This window comes from Pseudomonas sp. KB-10, from assembly GCF_018221585.1.
Lineage (GTDB): Bacteria > Pseudomonadota > Gammaproteobacteria > Pseudomonadales > Pseudomonadaceae > Aquipseudomonas > Aquipseudomonas yangonensis.
Map to the genome: position 1 here is coordinate 42,334 of NZ_QYYB01000011.1, position 20,221 is coordinate 62,554.

The 20,221-nt window shown below is 61.3% G+C and carries 19 protein-coding genes and 2 pseudogenes; 11 read left to right on the forward strand and 10 right to left on the reverse strand.

Translation table 11 applies throughout. The features are described 5' to 3' along the window. Positions 1-291: 291 nt before the first annotated feature. From DXK50_RS23160 to hisN, 8 genes are all read right to left on the reverse strand, one after another. Complete coding sequence (locus tag DXK50_RS23160; protein ID WP_212631888.1) at positions 292-2,241, reverse strand: relaxase/mobilization nuclease and DUF3363 domain-containing protein; 1,950 nt, start codon at positions 2,239-2,241, stop codon at positions 292-294. Between the two features lie 349 nt (positions 2,242-2,590). Beyond that, positions 2,591-3,118, reverse strand: coding sequence for a S26 family signal peptidase (locus tag DXK50_RS23165; protein WP_212631889.1), 528 nt, complete (start codon positions 3,116-3,118; stop codon positions 2,591-2,593). Continuing rightward, positions 3,115-3,357 (reverse strand): hypothetical protein, encoded by a 243-nt coding sequence (locus DXK50_RS23170; protein ID WP_014596880.1) that lies wholly within the window; start codon positions 3,355-3,357, stop codon positions 3,115-3,117. The genes DXK50_RS23165 and DXK50_RS23170 overlap by 4 nt, the downstream gene beginning before the upstream one ends. Next, a complete protein-coding gene (gene parA, locus DXK50_RS23175; RefSeq protein ID WP_212631890.1) occupies positions 3,354-3,992 on the reverse strand; it encodes a ParA family partition ATPase in 639 nt (212 codons plus the stop codon). The genes DXK50_RS23170 and parA overlap by 4 nt, the downstream gene beginning before the upstream one ends. Before the next feature lie 244 nt (positions 3,993-4,236). After that, positions 4,237-5,064 (reverse strand): replication initiator protein A, encoded by an 828-nt coding sequence (locus DXK50_RS23180; protein WP_212631891.1) that lies wholly within the window; start codon positions 5,062-5,064, stop codon positions 4,237-4,239. Positions 5,065-5,075: 11 nt separating this feature from the next. After that, complete coding sequence (locus DXK50_RS23185; protein WP_461818889.1) at positions 5,076-5,447, reverse strand: helix-turn-helix transcriptional regulator; 372 nt, start codon at positions 5,445-5,447, stop codon at positions 5,076-5,078. A gap of 500 nt (positions 5,448-5,947) precedes the next feature. After that, entirely contained in the window at positions 5,948-6,460 is a 513-nt protein-coding gene (locus tag DXK50_RS23190) for an antirestriction protein ArdA (protein ID WP_212631892.1), read from the reverse strand. Positions 6,461-6,798: 338 nt separating this feature from the next. After that, positions 6,799-7,590, reverse strand: a complete 792-nt coding sequence (gene hisN, locus DXK50_RS23195) for a histidinol-phosphatase (protein ID WP_212631893.1) — start codon at positions 7,588-7,590, stop codon at positions 6,799-6,801. A gap of 324 nt (positions 7,591-7,914) precedes the next feature. On the opposite strand from hisN, the gene DXK50_RS25235 reads away from it, so the two are divergent. Both DXK50_RS25235 and DXK50_RS23200 read left to right on the forward strand, forming a co-directional pair. Further along, positions 7,915-8,253 (forward strand): aldehyde dehydrogenase family protein, encoded by a 339-nt coding sequence (locus DXK50_RS25235; protein ID WP_283089283.1) that lies wholly within the window; start codon positions 7,915-7,917, stop codon positions 8,251-8,253. Then, entirely contained in the window at positions 8,250-8,771 is a 522-nt protein-coding gene (locus DXK50_RS23200; protein ID WP_349292201.1) for an aldehyde dehydrogenase family protein, read from the forward strand. The genes DXK50_RS25235 and DXK50_RS23200 overlap by 4 nt, the downstream gene beginning before the upstream one ends. Here DXK50_RS23200 and DXK50_RS25030 read toward each other — a convergent pair. Next, positions 8,698-9,073 (reverse strand): annotated as a pseudogene (locus DXK50_RS25030) (hypothetical protein); the annotation flags it as partial. The gene DXK50_RS23200 and the pseudogene DXK50_RS25030 sit on opposite strands and share 74 nt — an antisense overlap. Positions 9,074-9,657: 584 nt before the next feature. Between DXK50_RS25030 and DXK50_RS23205 the strand changes: the two are divergent. From DXK50_RS23205 to DXK50_RS25035, 4 genes and pseudogenes are all read left to right on the forward strand, one after another. Further along, positions 9,658-10,236 carry a TetR/AcrR family transcriptional regulator gene (locus tag DXK50_RS23205; protein ID WP_212631894.1) on the forward strand — a complete coding sequence of 193 codons (579 nt, stop codon included), beginning with the start codon at positions 9,658-9,660 and terminating at the stop codon, positions 10,234-10,236. Between the two features lie 78 nt (positions 10,237-10,314). Further along, positions 10,315-11,082 carry an MBL fold metallo-hydrolase gene (locus DXK50_RS23210; RefSeq protein WP_212631895.1) on the forward strand — a complete coding sequence of 256 codons (768 nt, stop codon included), beginning with the start codon at positions 10,315-10,317 and terminating at the stop codon, positions 11,080-11,082. A gap of 38 nt (positions 11,083-11,120) precedes the next feature. After that, on the forward strand, positions 11,121-11,531 hold the full coding sequence (locus DXK50_RS23215) for an ester cyclase (protein WP_212631896.1): 411 nt from the start codon (positions 11,121-11,123) through the stop codon (positions 11,529-11,531). A 704-nt stretch (positions 11,532-12,235) separates the two neighbouring features. Further along, positions 12,236-12,367: pseudogene (locus DXK50_RS25035) on the forward strand (conjugal transfer nickase/helicase domain-containing protein); the annotation flags it as partial. Between the two features lie 121 nt (positions 12,368-12,488). Here DXK50_RS25035 and hglS read toward each other — a convergent pair. Then, on the reverse strand, positions 12,489-13,892 hold the full coding sequence (gene hglS, locus DXK50_RS23225) for a 2-oxoadipate dioxygenase/decarboxylase HglS (protein WP_212631897.1): 1,404 nt from the start codon (positions 13,890-13,892) through the stop codon (positions 12,489-12,491). Positions 13,893-14,176: 284 nt separating this feature from the next. Between hglS and DXK50_RS23230 the strand changes: the two genes are divergently transcribed. From DXK50_RS23230 to DXK50_RS23250, 5 genes are all read left to right on the forward strand, one after another. Further along, positions 14,177-14,941: an SDR family NAD(P)-dependent oxidoreductase gene (locus DXK50_RS23230; RefSeq protein ID WP_212631898.1), complete on the forward strand. Its 765-nt coding sequence runs from the start codon at positions 14,177-14,179 to the stop codon at positions 14,939-14,941. Between the two features lie 113 nt (positions 14,942-15,054). Continuing rightward, positions 15,055-16,287 (forward strand): ethanolamine utilization protein EutH, encoded by a 1,233-nt coding sequence (gene eutH, locus DXK50_RS23235; protein WP_212631899.1) that lies wholly within the window; start codon positions 15,055-15,057, stop codon positions 16,285-16,287. Positions 16,288-16,429: 142 nt separating this feature from the next. Then, positions 16,430-17,233: a helix-turn-helix domain-containing protein gene (locus DXK50_RS23240; protein WP_212631900.1), complete on the forward strand. Its 804-nt coding sequence runs from the start codon at positions 16,430-16,432 to the stop codon at positions 17,231-17,233. A 366-nt stretch (positions 17,234-17,599) separates the two neighbouring features. Continuing rightward, complete coding sequence (locus tag DXK50_RS23245) at positions 17,600-18,526, forward strand: LysR substrate-binding domain-containing protein (RefSeq protein WP_212631901.1); 927 nt, start codon at positions 17,600-17,602, stop codon at positions 18,524-18,526. 495 nt (positions 18,527-19,021) lie between these two features. Then, the gene (locus DXK50_RS23250; protein ID WP_212631902.1) at positions 19,022-20,212 is read left to right on the forward strand and encodes an aromatic ring-hydroxylating oxygenase subunit alpha; all 1,191 of its coding nucleotides are present in this window, start codon (positions 19,022-19,024) and stop codon (positions 20,210-20,212) included. Positions 20,213-20,221 lie beyond the last annotated feature (9 nt).

Here is a 20,221-nt window from a genome sequence, read left to right on the forward strand (position 1 = left end):
AAAGCAGTTGGGGCGACTCCTGTCACAGACCAACTGCTTGTGACCCTAGCGCGTGGTAATGCAGCAAGCGGTTGCAATCAACTGCCAACCGGCTTCCTTCGTGTCCAGTAGGTAGCAAGAAGCCCTGTCAGTTGGTTCTTCCTCTGCGGATAAGTTTCACCAGTCCTGCCGTGCGCGAGCTGTTCAACCTTAGGATGAGCAGACGATACAGATCCCCACCAGCTTCCGCCGCGACTTCAAGCAGTGGCTGCAGCAGGAGCCGGCGCTGGTATAGGCCCCGGCGCCTGTTGCTCAACCTATCGACGGCCCGCGCTGGCGACCCAGTTGCCAGGACGCGCTGTTGCCCTGAATCACCGCCGACACGCTCTGCCCGAGCCTCTGCTCGATCACCGGCTTCCACGGCACCAGGCTGAAGCCGATGCCATCATCGAGCAGGGCATAACGGCCGCTGGCCAGTTGCACGCTGCGTCGATAGACGCCGCTGACGCGATTGCCCTCAACCGCCTGACGGTATTGCATGCCCGTCTGCTGCGAGATCTCGCGCGCTGCAGCCGTCAGCTCCCGCCCGCGTAGCGTGGCCAGCAGGTTGCGTGCAAGCACCACGCGTTGGTCCAGGCGTTCGGCCAGCCCCTGTTCAACCAGGAAGTCGGCGCGCTGCCGCAACGCTTCGCGCACCTCCTTGCCAAAACCTTGGTCGACCAGTTCGCGGTTGCCGCTGATCAACTGCTGGTCCAGCCAGGTCGCACCGACGGCGCGCACCTGCTGCTCGAGGGGCAGCGGCGTACGCAGCTCGACGGCGACATCGCCCAGGCGGCGGGCGTCATGCTGCCTGCCTTGCTCGGGCAGATCGGCCGGCACCCGCCAGACGCCCTCGGCCAGACGCTCGACGATGCCGGCCCGGCGCAGCGCTTCCAGACGGCGCACATGGCGCTCGACCAATGCCTCGGGATCATGCCCGCCGCTCGACAGCGAGCGTGCCAGGGCCAGGTGGTGATCGGTGCGATAAAGGCCGTCCGCAGCGAGCGAAACAATCGAGCGATCCACCGCGCGCGGCTCGCTCACACTGCGTGTTTCCACCAGGCCGCCGATGGGGTAGTCGGCCAGCTCCGCACGGGCAGGCAAGGCCAGGTAGTGAGCCTTGCCGTCGAGACCGTCGACCACCAGGTAGCCGCGGTCGTGTAGCTCGTCGGCCAGGCCCTTGGCCACGATCCGGCCGACCACAACAGAACCATCCTTGCCTGGCTCGAAGACCGCGAGCTCGCGCTGCACGCTACCCATGGCCCGCTGCATCGTGCGCACGATATCGCCGCGTTCACCCATTGCACGCAGAGTGGCCTCGGCGTCGTCACGCAGGATCCATTGTCCTGGCCGAACTTCATGTGCGAGTTCAAGCTTCTGCAATTGCTGCAGGCGGCCGATAAGCAACTGCCGGCGCGGATGGTTGGCGAGCGATTTCAGGCTGAGCACGCCGGTCTGGTGTTCGCGCAGCAGGGTGCGATCCAGGCTGGTGAAACGCTCCTGCTGCACCTCTCGCTGCAGGCTCTGCTGGATCTCCAGTTCGGTGCGCGGGCCGAGCCATTCGGTGGCCAGCTCCGCGGCGCGGTTGCGCATGCCCTCGGCGATGTAGTCACGAGCGATCACCAGATCCTTGCCGGTGTCGTCCTTGCCACGCAGGACGATGTGGGTGTGCGGGTTGTCGGTATTCCAGTGATCGACCGCCACCCAGTCGAGGCGGGTGCCGAGGTCGGCCTCCATCCGGCTCATCAGGTGGCGGGTGTAGGTGCGCAGGTCGTCGAGCTGCTCGGCATCCTCGGGTGAGACGATGAAGCGAAACTGATGGCGGTCTTCCCGGCCACGTTCCTCGAACGCATTGAGGTCGGCCCGGTCGGTCATTGGCCCGTAGGCGTGGCCCGGCTCGCCTTCGCGACTGACGCCGTCGCGCTCGATGTAGCGCAGATGGCTGAGCGTCGAGCGCTTGCCAGCCTGGCGCAGGTTGACCAGGCGCGTCTTGATGGTGACGCGACGGGCGTTGGACGGCAGTTGCTGCTCGCTGAAGCGAGCCGCGACATGCCCGCGGCCGAGCCGAGCGCCGGGCTGGTGGCTTGCCTTGCGCGGCTTTCCGGTGCCGGCCTTGTTGGCCTGACGCAGTACTTGGTTGACGAAGGTTTGGCCGTGTTGCTGCGGTTTGCCCGGCTGTGGGCGAAAGCGCAGTTCGTCGTCCGGACGGCTTCCCTTGCTCATGTTTTAGACTCCTCCAAGTTGATCGCAGTACGGCGTGTCAGGCACGCTTCTAAGCCATTGCCGCTGTGGGGCGAACACGATTTCGGCACCTGGCGACGTAGGCTCTGTGTCGCCGCCAACCCCCGTGCAGACTGCTTTCTGGGCCAACTAAGTGCCGCCCCCTTTTATCTTGCCCTCCGCTTTTTCGGTGCCTTTGTGCTGCTGAGCTGAGTAATCAGGAGAGGCAGGGCGACGACTTCCAAAGTGTTGGCCGGCAGGCGAGGGCAGAGGTATTTGCAGCCAGGCGGCCCTCGACTGCACACACCGGGCGCACGCACTCGGCAGGCGGGTCGACAGGTAAACGGCCAGCTCATCGACGTGACTCCAGCCACAAGGGCTGCGCCCGACCGATCACTGCGTCGGCAGACACCGGGCCGAAGTAGCGGCTGTCGAACGACGCCGGGTTGCTGCTGCTGAGCAGGAACAGCTCATCGCCAACCAGGCGTCGACAGGCCTGCCAAGCTGGCAGCGCTCGACTCTGTCGATCCCACCTCATGCGCCTGGCAACAAAGACTCCATCGATACGCACTTGGCTGCCTTGCACGCATACCCGTTGCGGCGCTAATGCCTCCACGGTCTTGAGCAGCGGCACGTTCGCCGGCAGGTAGCCGCGCTGAGCCGCCAGCGACCTCGCCTCCGGCGGCAGGCGAACCAGCACCAGATCGCCAGGCACCAACGAGTTGGCCGGCGAGATGCGGTACCAGCCGACGGGCACGCTGTTGGACGCGTTGTAGACCAGCCGTGGTGGCGACGTCGCAATCGCTGCCCAACCCAGGGCCATCAGACTGCCGACGAGCAGCGCCAGTGGCCACAGCACGCCGCAAGCACCAAACGTCATGACGTAGCCTCCGGGAACTGCCGCTCCAGCACTTCGCGCAGCATCTCTGCCATGGTTACGCCACGGTCGAAGGCCGCCAGCTTGATGCGCGTACGCAGTGCTGGCGTGACATCCAATGTCAGGCGGGCGCTATAGCGCTCGACCTTGCCGTTGTCGACGGTGGCGCCCTGACGTATCCAGGCTTCGGCCTGCGGATCGGCCAACGGGCGTGCACCGATACCGATGCGCTTGCCGCTCATGGCGACCACCTCAGCAACTCGTCGACCAGGCTGCTGACCTCGCGCGCGGCGGCGCTGTCCGGCGCCAGTTCACGTGCCAGGCGACCGGCTGCCACGCTTTCGGCAAAGACGATGCGCTGGCGTACCTCGGCCTGCATCGCCGGTAGCGGTTGCTCGGCCAAGGCGCCGCGCGCTTCGCGGCCGATCACCGTGGTGCTGACGCGGCGGTTGATGGCGAACGCCGCGCGCAGCGTCGGCCTGAACACCTGCGCCTCGCGGATCAGGTTGACCATCTCCGCGCTGGCCCACAGGTCGTAGGGGCTAGGCTGCACCGGGATCAACACGCGATCCGCTGCCAGCAGCGCCGAGCGGGCGAGGGCGGCGATGCGCGGTGGTCCGTCGATGATCACGTGATCGGCGCGACGAGCCAGCTCCGGTGCTTCCTGGTGCAGCGTTTCGCGCGCCAGGCCGACGGCGCTGAACAATCTCGGCAAACCTTGCTGGCTGCGCCGCTGCGTCCAGTCCAGCGCCGAGCCCTGTGGGTCGGCATCGAGCAGGATGACGTTCTGCCCGCGCAGGGCCAGTTCGCCGGCGATATGGGTGGCGAGGGTGGTCTTGCCCACCCCGCCTTTCTGGTTCAGCAGGGCGACAATCATGGCCGGATCTCCCCGGTCAGACTGCCCCAATGAGCAGCTGTCCACACACGGGCGCTGCCCCAATAACAAGTTAGAGCTTTTAAGTTAGTTAAGTTAAGGGAGGCTGGAAGCTCCGCCAGTCGTGGCCTGCCGCGGAGTTCGTGCGCCTGAAGGCACGTGCACCGCGCTCCTGATAGCACGGGCCGGCGTGCGCCTGAAAGCACGTCTGGATTCACAGCTTTTCCAGAAGATATCCCCGTGCCGTCTACGGCACGCGCCGGAAGGCCAGCAGTTCGGTCGAGCGGGACAGACGCACGACCTCCAGGCGATACCCGGGCAGCGATTGGCGAGCCGCCAGCGCACGCAGGTCGAGGGCGAAGTCCGAGTAGCGCGCCGAGCTGCCCGACTTGCGGTACAGGTGGCGAAAGTCGAACTGCCAGCCGTCCTTCTGCTTGCCGCCATGCTTGCGCACCAGGCGATACAGCCAGCGCTCGATGCCGCCGGTGAGGCGGAAGTAGGCCGGATCGATGGTTAGCACAAGGGCCTGATCCAGTACCCCGCTGTAGAACCAGTCCGGCAGGATCAGCTCGATGCCCAGTGGCCGGCCATCTGCCGCGGCCAACTCCTTCCACTCGTTGATCCAGGAGAAACGGTGCAGGCGTCGGCCAGTGGTCTCGCGAATCGAGGTGGCCACGCTGGTCGACTGTAGCCGATCCAGCGCCGCCCTCAGGCGCTGGTAATCGCGCAGCGAGGTGCCGCGGCCGATGAAGCGCAGGATCTGGTAGGGCGTTGCACGCATCAGGCGCGAAGTGGGGATGCCCGCATCGCGCGCCTCGACAAGCTGGCTGGCCGCCCAGATCAGGATGTCGGCATCCCAGATCGTGGCGATGCCATGCTCCCAAGTGCCTTCCACACGCACCGTCACCTCGCCCGAGCGAAAGTCGATTGGCACGGTGCGCCGCGACTTGGCCAGCGAGAAGAACGGATGCGCCATCAGATCCTGGGCGTCGCGTGGCGCCATGTCTCCCGGCAGGGCGCGGAACAGATCCAGTTGCTCGCTCTGCGAAGTCAAATCGAGATGCCGACAGTTCATAGGCGAAGGTTTCACTGATCATCACGCTGTGCTCCCGGGTGGCGGTCGATATACTCGGGATCGAAGGTGGTCTCGAAGCTGCGCTCACCGGCCCAGGCTTCGAGATCAGTGAGCGCGTACATTACCCGCCGGCCAAACTTGTGGAAGCGCGGCCCGCCGCCGATTACCCGCTGCTTCTCCAGCGTGCGCGGCGACAACCGCAGGAAGGCTGCAGCCTCGTTGTTGGTGAGGTAGCGAGGGGTAGGGCAGGCCTGCGGCGCTTGCGCCTCGCCAGCGCCCTCCACGGGCCGCATGGCATGCGTCGTCGGCCCGGCCTTGCGGTGCAGCGGGGCATCGAGATCGATGCGACGCGGGTGATGGGAAAGATTGGTTGAGTGCGACATGGTGTGTCCTCCGTTGACGTGGGAGGTGCACCGTGCGGCAGCATTCGCATTCGATCATGCCGGGTTGGGTCTGGGCGAATGTGCAGGCAGGAGGGGCGGGGATTGATACCGGGACGGTCTGGACGCTGACCGTATGCGCCCTTCTACGCGCGTCACCGGCCATGGTGCCCAAGCACGTCAAGCTCCGCGCGTGCAGCCTACGAATTTACGGGTCTATGGCTTTCCACAAAACCGGAAAACCGCATCGGCGGATATCCTTAAAAACGTAAATCCGCTTCCCCACAGATCTGTAGATCCGTAAAACCGTGGATACGGATCGACGGATTTGGGCAAAACCGTAAGACCGTAACGGTCTCAATCAACTGGCAGCACAGCGTGGTTGCTTCAGGCTGATGGCCGGGGGCACGTCCCCGTGCATCAGCCTTCCGGGTGGGGCGCGCGGGTGGCCGCCAGGACAGGGGCGCAAAAAAGACACCGGATCGCCCCGGTGCCTTCCGCTGTTAGCGATTCCAGAACACATGCACCTGCTCGAAGCCGGTCTCCAGGGTGAACACGTCGCCGCTGTATTCCATATCGTGCGCCATGGCGCGGTAGTCGATGTACATGGCCAGGTGCTGCGGAATGCTGCTGGTTTCCTCGGTCAGCTCCTGGGCGTAGTCAGCCAGCGAGCTGTAGCAGCCGCAGTAATCCTCCTCGGCCGCCTTGCGTGCCTGCTCCAGGTCGTTGAAATGCGCGAGCAGCGCGCCGCCGAACTCGGGGTATTCCTCGATAAAACACGCAATCTCATGGGCGCTCTCGAGGCTTTGGTACTCGCCGAGGCGGTAGCCGTCGAAGCCCTCGAAGTCGTGGATGGCATACTCCTCCGCCCCCTCGACCGGCGAGGCCGCCAGCATGGCACTGACCTGCGCCTGGATGTCGTCCAGCTCCAGAGTGGCGTCGATCCAGACGCCATGCAGGTGACCGGCGTTGTAGGCGGCCAGGTCGGCAACGTAGATCCTGATGTGTTCGCTCATGGCTTTCGCTCCTTCGTCTTCAGGGTTCTGCGCTTGCGCTGCGCATGAACCCCTGCCGACTAGGGCGACTAAGGCGGTCGTGAAAAAATCAGGAAAAATCGCGGAGGCTCCACCCAGCGCAGCGGCCGGGTGGAAACCGTCTATTTTTCTTGATTTTGAGGGGGCAAGACCCCCTGCTCTTGAGAATTTGCCATGGCTCAGGTCAGACCTGAGACCTCGTTTCGGCGAGTGTCAGAGTCTTTCTGTGGCCGACCTAATCACCCGTGGTAAAGGTCTTGACGCGCTCACCGCAGTCCTGATGCGAAAACATGAGGAGTATTAGTTCCTAGTATCGAGAGTCAGGTTACGTGCCGTAGTCGTTCGAGTACTTGGTCGTGGAGTCGTGGGTCGCCACAGGCTACGACAGTCCCGCCGTTCTGCGCCGACCTACCATCCCAGGATGTGATGATGCCTCCAGCGCCTTCAATGATTGGAATCAGAGCCTGAATGTCATAGGGCTTGAGGTCTGCTTCGACGATGATGTCGACAAAGCCCGAGGCAAGCATGCAATACGCATAACAATCACCGCCATAGCGCAGCAAGCGAACCTTGTCAGCCACGGATTGGAATGCCGCCTGCTGTCCCGGCGTTTCGAACATGTCGGGAGTCGTGCACATCAATGTCGCGTAAGACAGACTATCGCAAGGGCGGGTCTTGATCTTCACACCGTTGCAACAGCTTCCGCGTGAGGTGCCAATAAACCTTTCTCTGGTAAAGGGTTGGTTCATGAGTCCGAGAATCGGCAACTGGCCATCGTTCAGCGCAATCAATGTACCCCAGAGGGGAAGGCCAGTAACAAAAGCTCTGGTTCCATCAATTGGATCGAGCACCCAGGTCAGCTCACTGGTGCCATGTACAACACCTTCCTCTTCTCCAAGGATTCCGTGATCTGGGTAGTGGGTGGCGATGAGATTCCGCATCGCGCGTTCAGCGGATGTGTCGGCTACGGTGACGGGGTCGAAAAGTCTACCCCCTTTATCCGCAATATCGCTCAGTTGCCGAAAATGTGGCTGGATGGCTGCTGCTGCTGCATCCGCCAAGCATTCTGCAAAGGCTGAAAATTTATTCAACTGCTCTGCCGTTATCGTCATCGTTTCAGGTCCTGTCTCTTGGACGTTCAGTATTGACGTCAAGTGGCTCGTCAGCGGGAAGGGTCGGGATGGTCGCATATTGCCTTGACTTGGTGTGAGTCTTCATTCGCTCAGGACTGACCCTCATGGCTCTGCATCTTGGCTCGCGGTTACTGGGCGTGCCCAGTATTTCGGATAAAGACTGCCAAGCCTTGTTCGTGTCCTGTTTTTGAACACTTTTTCCCTTGGCTCTCAGTGAGTTGGGGGTGGCACGGCTTGTGCTGTCCGATAATGAGAACAATGCCAGGGGTTTGAAACCCCGTAATCACACCGAAAGGTAAATTCATGAGCCAGAGGTCAAAATTGCTGCCCGGAGAGCTCTGGAACGAGCGCCTGTTCGACGGTGTATGGGAGCGTTCGCCAGTGAATGTCAGTCCGGTTGTCGAACCGGCAACAGGGGCGGTACTGGGGAAGATCAGCATCGCCGATCCGGCTACCGTCGCTGAGTCGGCACGGGCGGCAAGGATCGCCCAACCGGCTTGGTATGCACTGTCCTATGATGAGCGTGCGGCGACGATGCGAAAGGCAGCTGCGCTTGGTGAGCAGTACTTTGAGGAGATTGTCGATTGGGTCGTCAGGGAGAGTGTTTCCTCTCAGGCCAAGCGACTTTCGAGGCCCGTGTGACTATCAAGGCCCTTCATGAAAGTGCTGGTCTGCCTGGACGCAGCCAGGGTGAAGTGTTGCCGTCCCAGTCAGGGTGTTTGAGCTTGGCCCGACGCCGTCCACTGGGGGTGGTAGGGGTTATCTCACCGTTTAATTTTCCACTCTATCTGGCGATGCGTGCTGTGGCGCCAGCTCTGGCGGTCGGCAACAGCGTTGTGCTCAAGCCCGATCCGCGCACTGCGGTCTGCGGTGGTTTGATCATTGCTCGATTGTTCGAACTGGCCGGGGTGCCAAAGGGCGTACTGCACGTATTGCCTGGTGGTGGTGATGCCGGGGCGGCACTGGTCGCAGCCCCCGATGTGGCGATGATTCAGTTCACCGGCTCGACGCCCGCGGGCCGTAAAGTGGGCGAAGCGGCTGGCCGACACCTGAAGAAGGTTTCGCTTGAGCTCGGTGGCAAGAACTCGGGAACAGATTTCCGGAGCGCCAGCCCAGGTATGCGTCTTCGACGTCCGTACGCCGCTCGGTGCCCTCGGTGAATCCTCCTGCATCCCCATCACCCCAGGTGCCGGAGGTCAGAAGGTTGAAGGCGCCGTACAGGCTGCCGCCATTTCCCAGTTCTTGGCTGCCACTGAGACCTTATTTGATATAGCCCTCGCGCCAGCTAGAACTCCCTGCCTCTCGATTCCCGAATACGGCGTAGTTCTCGTCGCTGTGCATGGCTGCGAATATGGCTTCGAGATCGGACGCTGCCGTTCTGGTTGTAGAGCTCATAGGCGTGCACTGGAAGGCAGGTGGCAAGTGCTAGCGCCAGCGGGGCGCATTGCTTGGGATGAGGCATCAGCGGCATGTTCTGTTCCTTGTGATTATTGGGGTGTTGGACGTGCTTCGGGGGTGGGCATCGGTCGGTCTCCAGAGATCTGAATGTGCTCGGCTCGCTTCTTTGGAAAGCCGACTGGTGTTAGCCAGGCTTACAAATCTGGATGGAGCTAACGTCTGGTCGCCTCGACCACATCGCGCGATGGCCATTCGCTCGGAGAGCGTTTAAGCCAGCGCGGGGCGGTGACCATGGCTCAATCGGCAAGCCTCATGCCAACGCCGTCATGTGGGTTTAAGTATTTGTAATGTATGGATTTATTTTTATTTTCAGGCTTGATGCGTGAGCGGGGGTGTCGAACTTCGGAACAGTCGAATTGGAGATTTTGAACACCGCTGTGTTCAAACGATTTTCCCGGCAGGGGCCAGGTTGTACGGCGGTAGGTAGTCCGGGGGCTGACCAGTGCCGGCCATTGCGCAAACGAGTCGACGTCGGGTTTGGCAGGGTGAAGAAAATAATATTGGACTGATCGATCCTTAACCTTTACCCTGTTCACTCATTGGGCTCGATTGAGCCATTCCCGTTTTTTGTCAGAGTTCCGCTGAATCATGGCCAGACCGCAAGAGTTCAACACCGCCGAAGCCCTGCACAAGGCCATGCTCGTGTTCTGGCGCAAGGGCTACGAGGCTACCTCATTGGTCGATTTACTCGAGGCCACAGGGTTGAGCCGAAGTAGTCTGTACGGCACGTTTGGTGGGAAGCGCGAGTTGTTCATTGCCGCTTTTGACGCCTATCGCAACGAGCGGGAGAGGGATATGAAGCGAGTCCTGAGGCAGGGGAACGCTCGCCGAGCCATTGAGGAGTTCTTTCGTATGCTTTTCGCCAACCTTGGGGCGCAAGAGCCGGCTCAGGGCTGCATGAGCATCAACCAGGGCGTCGAGATGGCGCCCCATGATCCTGAGATCCGCGCGCGGGTTATGGAGGACTTCCGCCACATCGAGGAGGCGTTGACCAGTGTGATCGAACGAGGGCAGGGGGATGGTTCCTTGACCAGTACGAGGAATGCCCGCGAGCTGGCTCGCTTGTTGGTTCTCGCCTTCCCTGGCCTTCAGGTGATGGCCCGCATTGGGTATGCACAAGCTGATCTTGATGGCGCGCTGAGTCTTTTGCTTTCCAATCTCGACTGATCTCAGGAGCGGGATTTTTTTACCCAAAATGGACCGTTCGGTCCCTAATAGATAAAAGCCGGAAACGAGGAGATACCCATGAAGATTCAACAGATACGCAACGCAACGCTGATCATCGAGTATGCCGGAACGAGGTTTCTGATCGACCCGTTGCTGGCGGAGAAGGGCGCCTATCCTGGTTTTGAGGGCACGGCGAACAGCCATTTATTCAACCCCACCGTTGCCCTGCCTGTGCCAATGGACGAGATTCTGAATGTGGATGCGGTCATCGTTACCCACACCCACCCCGATCATTGGGACGAAGCTGCCAAGGCTTTGTTGCCAAAGGGCCTGCCGGTCTTTGTCCAGCACGAACAGGATCGTGAGCTGATCACATCTCAAGGTTTCACTGATGTCCGTTTGCTGAAAGGTGCCGAATTTAACGGTATCTCGCTGGTTCAGACGTTGGGGCAACATGGCTCTGATGCGGCCATCGAAGCCATGGGGGAAATCCTTGGGGAGGTCTGTGGGGTGGTGTTCAAACATCCCCAGGAAAGGACTGTGTACCTCGTTGGCGATACTGTCTGGAACCAGTACGTCCAGGATGGCCTGAAAGAGCATGACCCCGATGTCGCGATTCTCAACGCTGGCGATGCTCAAGTTCCCGGCCTTGGTTCGATCATCATGGGCAAGCACGATGTATACGAGGTCTACAGGGCCGCGCCGAAGGCGACGCTTATCGCCACTCATATGGAGTCGGTGAATCACGCGGTGCTGACGCGTAAAGAGCTTCGCGATTTCTCCGCTGAGAAGGGTATGACCGACCGCCTGCTGGTTCCTGAGGACGGCGAGACTTACAGCCTCTAGGTCGAATCCATCAACACTCACCGCAAGAGAGAGAAAACATGTCAGTCGAAGCAAACAAGGAAATCGTCCGCCAGTTCTACGCGGCTATCCAGCGTGAAGACTACGAAGCCGTGGCCAGCTTGTGCCATAAGGATTTCAAGTTCTACCTCCAGGTAGACACCCCCATTCTTGGAGCAGAAGGCTTCGTCCAGTCGGAAAAGAAGAACTTCGATGCCTTCGAGGGTTTCACCTTCAAGATTGAAACCCTGTTGGCAGAGGGTAACCAAGTAGCGGCCTATATGACTTTCGATGGGCTGCAGACCGGGGTATGGGAGGGCAATGAGCCGAAAGGCGCACGTCTGCATTTTTCGCTCATGATGCTGTTGACCATCTCCGACGGAAAGATCATTGAGAAGCGCGCGCACTTCGACCGCATGGACGTTCGCCGGCAGCTCACTAGCGCAGCTTGATCTTAGGGGGTATGGACGTTTCGATGTGAACCATATCGCTGCGCCAGATGTGCGCTGTGGTTGGGGCAACCCGAGAGACGCGGGGCTTGGCAATGGTTATTTCCTTGCCAAGTTCCGCATTTACCGCGCAATCAAATGTTTGTCCGGTGCGTCATTGCTGGAAGGCCTATCTGGCTGTTCAAACTTCATATCTTGTGCCGGGTACCGAGCAGAACGGCTTCAGGACGGGCGTGCGCGAAACGCCAACAGGCCCAAATGGCGTGTATGTACGCAGGCTCTCGAGAGGAGGGCGTCGAATAGACCGTTGACGACAAGATTTGCATCGTCACGGCGTACATGCATGGCTGGCCGACCAAGCTGCCCATCCCCGATCCGCAGTGATTGGCGCTGCTGGAGCTCCACCAATTGGAAAAACTCCCAATGCTGGATCGATTCCGGCGTATTACCAACCTATTGGGGCTGCGCTAGCTATCGGAGGTGATTGCGCCAGGCTCGGAATGGGGAGCTCGGGTATTGCCGATTCATCGGTGCTCCTGGCGTACCGCGATGCCATGCTGAGTCCATGCCCGCTGATTGCGATCAGCAGCATGCCCAGGTGGCCACGATCCTCAAGGCTACGGCGCGGTTCCGGCCGCGTTGATCACCCCCGTTCGCACCGGCATCCATGCGCGAACGGCCATCGGTTGCCGATGGCGATGCCACGGACGTGCGAAGTGACCGGGCCAAGGAAGTCGCGGAGACTTCACGGCTACCTGCTTCAAGACCCGCGGAACCTGTTCAACGACATACCGCCGAACAACCCTTACCTGTCGCTGTCATCACCCGGTTTGACGTAATGGCCCCTCCGTGGAACGTCATGAAACAGTGAGCGGCTGTCCCGGGCGATGGCGCCCGGTCGTCAGCGGTGCGCGCGGCGCCCCCCTATGGGCTGCCGCTGCTACCTGGACGGACGATAGATCACGACGCGACGGCACACTCGAGCATCGACAGGCCGAGGGCCGCGCCACACTCGTCGAGCGAGCGCTGCTGGGTAGCGGCGTAGAGCTGCAGCTCGTCGAGCACCTCGGCGCCCAGGGCGGCGTGGAAGTCCGCCTGGTTGGAGCCGATAGCGTAGCTGGCCTGCGCGTTGTTGCCGAGGTTGGACTGGAAGATGCCCGCGGCGCTGACCGGCAGGAAGTCCTCGTACACCAATGGATCGAAACGGATATGGCCGGCGGCGATCAGCGCCTCCAGGGGCGGCGGGTGCTCGCTGGCGACGCGGCCCTGCTCGGTGACGCTGTAGCGGAAGTAGGCTAGGCCCTCGGCGCGCATCTGTGCGTAGCTGTCGGGGAAGGCGCGAAAATGCTTCGCAAGCATCTCGCCGTACAGCGCGGCATTGTGTTCGCTGGGCGCCTCTCCGAGCTCGGCGCGGGCGGCATTGAGCAGTTGGTCGTACAGCGCGCGGCCTTTCCGGGTCAGGGCGGCGCCACGCTGTTCGATCTCGCCGAAGCGCGCGGTGTGGCTGCCTTCGGCGCCCTGCAGGTCGGTGAAGGCGACCCGCTCCTGCAGCGCCTTGAAGCTGGTCTGGCGCAGCAGGATCGGGCACCGGCGATGGGGCGGCCCCTCGACCACGGCCTTCGGCGTGATGCCGCGGCTGGGCATGCCGGCCTGGATCCGGTCGATATCCAGGGTGCGCGGGGTCAGGTGATTGATATGCGGGCCCTTGAACGCCACCACGTCGGCGATCAGGCGGTGCTGGGAGTGCAACAGGTCGTATTCGGCGGCGCTGACGGTGGCCTGGGTGTGCCAGCGGAAGGTTTCCAGGGCCTGGGTCACGAACTCGTGGGCATCCGCCTCGTTCAGCCCGCCGTCGGCCTCGCATTGCTCGATCAGCTCGAGTACCCGCGGGGTGAAGATGTTGCGCTTGGCCAGCAAGCTGGCGGCCAGTTCGCGCAGCTCGGGGTCGTCGATCAGTTCCAGGCGCAGCAGCGAAGTGAACACGCGGAACGGGCTGCGCTGCAGGGCGTCTTCGTGCACCGCGCGGAAGGCCGTGGAGTGCACCGGCACACCGGCCGGGCCGAGGTCGTAATAGCCCACCGGCTGCATGCCCATTACCGCGAACAGGCGGGCTATGGTGGCCAGCTCGGCGGCGGTGCCGACGCGGATGGCGCCGTGGCGTTCCATGGCCAGGCGCTCCAGTTCGCCGCTGTGTTGCAACTGTTCGGCGATTTCGGGGCTGTCTTGCAGCACCTGCTGGTTGACCTGCTCGACCAATTGCAGGAGATCGCCATAGAGCGGTACTTCCGCCTTGTACATGTCGGACATGGCACGAGAGAACTGCGCGCGAATCTCGGATGGATCGATGAACGCCGGTTTGCTCATGATCAAGCAATCTCCTGGAAGGCATGGGTGGATTTATGCCTGGGCATGGATTGGATTCTGGGCAGCAGCGCAGCGGGGTACAAACGACATTTTCTCAGTAGCTCATTCGCTGGGGGAATGTGCAGGCCCCGATATCCAACCAATCGCCCTCACGTCAGAAAAATAAAAACCTTATTAAACAATAAGTTAAGATTTCATATATCCATGGATATATGGACGCCTCAAGACCCACCGCCCTAGCTTGTCATCAAATCATCACTCACAAGATGTAAGCGGAGGGCAAGATGGGCAGACTGACCGGCAAGGTGGCATTGATTACTGGCGGCGCAGGTGGTTGCGGGCTGGCCGCCTCACAACTGTTCGCTAAAGAAGGCGCAGCGGTAGCCATTCTCGACCTACCGAGCAGCCAGGGTGAAGCACTGGCCGCAGAGATAAATACCGATGGGGGCAAGGCCTGCTTCTTCGCTGCGGATGTGTCAAATGCCGAGCAGGTCAACCGCGCGGTGCGCCACGCCGAGGAGCTCTTCGGCCCTATAACAGTGCTGATCAACCATGCAGGCACCATCTCCGCCGGTCCTTTCTTGGAAACCAGCGAAGCTGAGTGGGATCGTTTGATGAGCATCAACGTCAAGGGCATGTACCTGGTCACCAAGGCCGTGTTGCCGAAGATGATCGAGGCCGGTGGCGGCAGCATCGTCTGCACCTCGTCGATTTCCGCCGTGGTCGGCACGCCGATGGAAGTCCTCTACTGCACCACCAAGGGCGCCTGCCACATGTTCGCGCGCGGTATCGCCGTGGAATACCGCGACAAGAACATCCGCAGCAACGCAGTGTGCCCAGGCTTTATCGGTACCGCCCACGGTCAGCGCGAACTCGAACTGTTGCGTGGCTATGGCGTCGACGTGTCGGATGAAAGCATCGCCGCGATGCAGGGCCGTCTGTGCGATCCGAAGGAAGTGGCCGCAGCCGCACTGTTTCTGGCCAGCGACGAGGCGAGCTTCGTCAACGGTACCCATCTTTTTGTGGATAACGCCTACACCGCGATCTGACGCAGTTGCAGCAAGACATACCAATAATACTTAGCCACAAGAGCCTCATTCAGCTCAACTTGATCGCTTCACTTCTGCCAGAACCACAAGTCTTACAATAGAAGAGGCAGCAAATGGAAAACATCGGCACTTACGTCGTCTACGTCATCATGGTGTGCGCCGTCATCGGCGCGATCGCCTCGATCTTCGATGCGGAATCCGAACTCGGCCGGGAGTTTACCGCCGGCCTGCATAGCATCGGTCCGATCTTCATCCCGGTGGCCGGGATCATGGCCTCCATCCCCTTCATATCCAGCTTCATCAGCCAGTTCATTGGTCCGATCTTTACCGCCATGGGCGCCGACCCGGGTATCGCCGGGGCGATTTTCATCGCCTCCGACCTTGGTAGCTACCAACTGGCCCATCAACTGGCAGAGAGCCCGGAAGGCTGGATTCTCGGCCTGATTACCGGCTTTCAGTCCGGCTCTACGGTGATCTTCGTCATCCCGGTGGGCCTGGCCATGCTGGCCAAGGCCGATCACAAGTACATGGCGTTGGGCATCATGGCTGGCCTACTGAGCATCCCGGTGAGCATCGTGGTCATCGCCATGCTTATACAGGGCCTGGGCATTGGCGTGCGTCCGGACATCGCGACCAGCGGTGAAGCCAGCCAGGTGCTGCACTTCACCCTGCCGCTGCTTATCCAGAACCTGATGCCGCTGATCCTGTTCTGCATCGCCCTGGCCGCTGCTCTGCGCTACCTGCCGAACCTGATGGTCTACCTGTTCCTCAAGCTCGGTCAGCTGATGTATGCGGCCGTGACCCTGGTGCTGGTGGCTTCGGTGGTCGAGTACTTTACCCAGGTCTTCAGCACGGTGTTTGGTGGCTGGGGCTTCGCGCCGATCATTGCCGATGCCGAGGACCAGTTCCGCGCGCTGGAGATCGCCGGCTACGTCGGCATCATGCTGTGCGGCGCGTTCCCGATGGTCTATCTGATCAAGCGTTACCTGTCCAAGCCGATCGAGAAAGTCGCCGCGCTGATGGGCCTGTCGGCCACTGGTGCCGCCGGCATGCTCGCCGGTTCCGCCAACGTGCTGGCACTGTTCCGCCTGATCGGCGAAATGCCGCCGAAGGATAAGGTGCTGGTGATTGCCTTCGCGGTCTGCGCGGCCTTCACCTTCGGTGACCACATGGCCTACTCGGCCAACTTCCAGCCGTCGATCATCCTGCCGCTGATCATCGGCAAGCTCAGCGGTGGTCTGCTCGGCATGCTGCTGGCGTACTGGCTGGCGGTGCCGAAGGCACTGGAGCTGGGCGCGCAGGAAGAAAACAACGGCAAGTCCCTGGCCTTGCCAGAACTCGCCTGAGTCTGAAGCTCGTCCCACCACCCCGAGTCTCGCAAGAGACTCCGGGTTTTGTGCTTGCCGCGTCTTTGCCCGCTGCGCAACGACCGTGGCAGTATCCACGAAGCGGCAGGGACCGCCGTCTGGACCAGACCCTGTGCGAACCATGAAAGCCGAAGACGCCGCTACGTTATCTACAGTCATCGCCGCCATTGGCTCCGACCATCTCGGCGCCGCCATCGACGATGCCCTGCGCCGCAGCCTCAGTTTCGACATGAGCTGCTGCTACCTGTTTCGCTTCAATCACAATGCCGTGCTGCTGCATAACGGCTACAACGCGCACGTGTCGGAGAAAACCCTGGACGCCTACCGGCGCGGCGGCTATCTGCTCGACCCGTTCTACGTCGCCTGCGTCAACGAACACCCGGCCGGGTTGTGGCGCATGAGCGAGCTGGCCCCGGACAGCTTCTATTCCTCGGGCTTCTCCATCTCCAAGGACATTCACCCGTGCGTCTCGTCCGAGCACGGTGCGCTGATCGAGGAAGTCGGATTCATCATTCCCATCCGTCCGCAGGTGGCGCTGGTCTACTCGCTGATGCGCAACCTCGAAAGCGGCGCCTTCAGCGCAGAGGAAATGCAGGCGCTGAGCAACCTCGAAGCACTGTTCGGCTCGGTGCTCACCCTGCACTGCCAGATCCGCCACAGCGACTGCTTCAGCGACACGAGGGCCAGCGGTGCACGCCTGGAAGATGCCTTCGTCGACATCCTCCAGGGGCAGCTGACCGAGACCCAGCGCTACATCGCCAAGCTGATCCTGCAGGGCCACAGCACCGCCTCGATCGCCGCCCTGCTGAAGATTTCCGAAGGCACGGTGAAGGTGCACAGGCACAATATCTACCAGCGACTGAATATCTCTTCCAATGCTGAGCTGTTCCGCCTATTTATCGACTATCTAGCGGGATCAGGATAACCCTCGGTGGACTTGCCCCTATCAAACCGATCAGGCCGTATCAATTCAATCACGGGCTACCACCTGCGGTGGCCGAGGAAAAACTTAACCCACTGTCCGGGATGGGTTGACCACTATAGGCCAGCACGATGTGGCGTAGCAGCAAGAGGGGGCTAGGTGGCTCCGCTGTAAGCACGAAGAACTGACGACCAAGAGGAGACACAAGATCGACATTTCAGCGATGACATAGGTACCAGCGGCTACCGGAGTGCGCAGGTCCATTTTGATAGGGGAGAAGTGACCTCTCGGCATAATTTGTATGTCGGAGGTCTGACCTGCCCTATAGACTCGTATAAAAGAACAACAACGCCTGCGTGAAAAGCCTGCATGAAAATTCAACCACTACCGCCCTTGAACAGCCTGGTGGCGTTCGAGTCCGCGGCCCGGCACCTGAGTTTTACCCTGGCCGCCAAGGAACTGAACGTCACTCAGGGGGCGATCAGTCGACAGGTTCGCCTGCTTGAGGACTACCTCGGCAAGACCCTGTTCGAGCGCACCACTCGCGAGATCAACCTCAGCCCCACCGGCAGCCAGTACTACGAAACGGTACGCGAAGCCCTGTTGCAACTGGCTCATGCCACTGGCGAGATCCGCCATTGGCGCGGTGCGCAGCAGGTGACGGTGGTCACCAGCACCGCCATGGCCTCGCTCTGGCTGCTGCCCCGGGTCGCCGAGTTCCAGCGCGACAACGAGGAAGTCGACCTGCGGATCATCGCCTACGATCATGTGAAGGATTTCTCCCGGCTCGATTGCGATTTGGCGCTCTACTATTGCCGCACTCCACCGAAGAACATGCAGGTGACGCCGCTGTTCTCCGAAGAGGTGTTCCCTGTGTGCAGCCCTGGCTATCTCGCCAAACACGCTAACCTCTCCCGTCTGGAGCAGTTGGCCGCGGCTACCTGGCTTTGGCTGGAGGACCCGCAGCGCGACTGGATCAGCTGGCCGGAATGGTTTCAGCGGCTGGGCCACAAGGCGCAGGAGCCGAGGCAGCGGATCAATATCAATAGTTACTCGATGCTGATTCAGTCGGCCCTCAGCGGTCAGGGCATCGCGCTCGCCTGGTCGAATCTGGTCGACAATCACCTGCAGACGGGGGCGCTGGTGCGGCCAATCGAAGACGTATTACACACCGATGCGCAGTTCTGCCTGCTCGAACCCATCGGTCGCGGCAGCAGCAGGCAAAGCGTCAAGCGTTTTCGCGGTTGGCTGATGGAGCAGGTGGGCAAGCCGAACGGCGAACAAACCACTCCCTGAAATGTACGCTGCCGCCGGCTTGTGGCCTGCGGCAGCGGCTCGTTTGAGCAGGTAACCTCAGATGGTGCGGATACCCGTCAGCGGCAGGCCATCGTATGGCTGATACGAAACGGCTACGCCCGCGCGACGTTGCTGACAACAGCGGTGTCGTCGGGTTGGTTGGGTTGAAAGCCAGCGTTCCGCTGGTTGGCGGATAGCCGGTAGAGCTCACAGCCGCACCGAACGGTCGGTTCGGCTGCATCCATAAGGTGGTTTCTCCCCAGCCTTTGGACAAATCATTTCTTCTCATGAGTCGATTACTTCTTCGCGGCAGTGAAGCCAAGAAGCTAGCTCCGCACTTGCTCTTGCCCTGCCTATTAATGAGCTAATGTCATAAGTTGACTGGCAAAAAATCGTTTGTCGAACAATCCCTGCTTTTCGAAACTGGCGGCCCACGAACGAGGCCCACGAGCCCGTTTCGATCATCACCACCGTGCCTTGCAGGGGATAACAACAATGACCCACACCACTTCTCAGCAGATCCCAGTGCATCAGCTGGAAAGCGTACTCGCTCCGATCCATGAGGCTACCGGCCTGTCGAACGAGTTCTATACCGATCAGAAACTGTTCGAGCTCGAGCGCGACCAGATCATGGGCAAGACCTGGGCCTGTGTCGGTTTCGCCAGCGACCTGCCGAACAATGGCTCGGTCAAGCCAGTCGACTTCATGGGCCTGCCGCTGCTGCTGATGCGCAACCGCGAAGGCCTGGTGCAGGTGTTCCACAACGTCTGTAGCCACCGCGGCATGAAGCTGGTGGAGGAGGAGGGCACCGTGCAGGGCGTGATCCGCTGCCCCTATCACTCCTGGACCTACGACCTCAACGGCGGCCTCAAAGGCACCCCGCATGTCGGCGGCATCGACAAGCACAAGGACGAGCGCTTCGCCTGCGAGAAGCACGGCCTCAAGGCGCTGCGCAGCACCATCTGGATGGACATGGTGTTCGTCAACCTGTCCGGCGACGCGCAGCCGCTGGAGGAGATGCTCGCGCCGCTGACCGAGCGCTGGAAGCAGTTCCTTGGCGAGGACGGCATGGGCCTGATGCGTCGTCGCGCGCATATGGATGCCACTACCCTCGACATCGCCTGCAATTGGAAATTGGCGGTGGAGAACTATTGCGAGGCCTATCACCTGCCGTGGGTGCACCCGAGCCTGAACTCCTATTCGCGCCTGGAAGATCACTACAACATCCTGTTCGACGAGCAGTTCGCCGGCCAGGGCAGCTACGCCTACAACCTCTCCGATGTCGCCGGTACCCACCTGCCGCAGTTCCCCAGCTGGCCGCAGGATCGTCTGCGCAACGCCGAGTACGTGGCCTTCTTCCCCAATGTGCTGCTGGGCATCCAGGCTGACCACGCCTTCGCGATGCAGCTCGAGCCGGTCGCGCCGGGGCGCACCATCGAGCACCTGCGCCTGTTCTACGTCGGCGACGAGGCGCTGGGCGACGAGTACGCTGCCTGCCGCAACGCCATCCTGGAGTCGTGGAAGGTGGTGTTCGCAGAGGACATCGCCTCGGTCGAAGGCATGCAGAAGGGCCGTCATTCGCCCGGCTACGGCGGTGGCGCCTTCTCCCCGGAAATGGACATCCCCACCCACTACTTCCACCAGTGGGCCGCGCGCAAGTTGCTCGCCGTCGCGCAGAACGACTGAGGAATTGGC

Excerpts from the sequence above, each read along its gene's own strand:
- DXK50_RS23160 (WP_212631888.1), bottom strand. The coding sequence starts at position 2,241 with ATGAGCAAGGGAAGCCGTCCGGACGACGAACTGCGCTTTCGCCCACAG.
- DXK50_RS23165 (WP_212631889.1), bottom strand. The coding sequence starts at position 3,118 with ATGACGTTTGGTGCTTGCGGCGTGCTGTGGCCACTGGCGCTGCTCGTC.
- DXK50_RS23170 (WP_014596880.1), bottom strand. The coding sequence starts at position 3,357 with ATGAGCGGCAAGCGCATCGGTATCGGTGCACGCCCGTTGGCCGATCCG.
- parA (WP_212631890.1), bottom strand. The coding sequence starts at position 3,992 with ATGATTGTCGCCCTGCTGAACCAGAAAGGCGGGGTGGGCAAGACCACC.
- DXK50_RS23180 (WP_212631891.1), bottom strand. The coding sequence starts at position 5,064 with ATGAACTGTCGGCATCTCGATTTGACTTCGCAGAGCGAGCAACTGGAT.
- DXK50_RS23185 (WP_461818889.1), bottom strand. The coding sequence starts at position 5,447 with ATGTCGCACTCAACCAATCTTTCCCATCACCCGCGTCGCATCGATCTC.
- DXK50_RS23190 (WP_212631892.1), bottom strand. The coding sequence starts at position 6,460 with ATGAGCGAACACATCAGGATCTACGTTGCCGACCTGGCCGCCTACAAC.
- hisN (WP_212631893.1), bottom strand. The coding sequence starts at position 7,590 with ATGACGATAACGGCAGAGCAGTTGAATAAATTTTCAGCCTTTGCAGAA.
- DXK50_RS25235 (WP_283089283.1), top strand. The coding sequence starts at position 7,915 with ATGAGCCAGAGGTCAAAATTGCTGCCCGGAGAGCTCTGGAACGAGCGC.
- DXK50_RS23205 (WP_212631894.1), top strand. The coding sequence starts at position 9,658 with ATGGCCAGACCGCAAGAGTTCAACACCGCCGAAGCCCTGCACAAGGCC.
- DXK50_RS23210 (WP_212631895.1), top strand. The coding sequence starts at position 10,315 with ATGAAGATTCAACAGATACGCAACGCAACGCTGATCATCGAGTATGCC.
- DXK50_RS23215 (WP_212631896.1), top strand. The coding sequence starts at position 11,121 with ATGTCAGTCGAAGCAAACAAGGAAATCGTCCGCCAGTTCTACGCGGCT.
- hglS (WP_212631897.1), bottom strand. The coding sequence starts at position 13,892 with ATGAGCAAACCGGCGTTCATCGATCCATCCGAGATTCGCGCGCAGTTC.
- DXK50_RS23230 (WP_212631898.1), top strand. The coding sequence starts at position 14,177 with ATGGGCAGACTGACCGGCAAGGTGGCATTGATTACTGGCGGCGCAGGT.
- eutH (WP_212631899.1), top strand. The coding sequence starts at position 15,055 with ATGGAAAACATCGGCACTTACGTCGTCTACGTCATCATGGTGTGCGCC.
- DXK50_RS23240 (WP_212631900.1), top strand. The coding sequence starts at position 16,430 with ATGAAAGCCGAAGACGCCGCTACGTTATCTACAGTCATCGCCGCCATT.
- DXK50_RS23245 (WP_212631901.1), top strand. The coding sequence starts at position 17,600 with ATGAAAATTCAACCACTACCGCCCTTGAACAGCCTGGTGGCGTTCGAG.
- DXK50_RS23250 (WP_212631902.1), top strand. The coding sequence starts at position 19,022 with ATGACCCACACCACTTCTCAGCAGATCCCAGTGCATCAGCTGGAAAGC.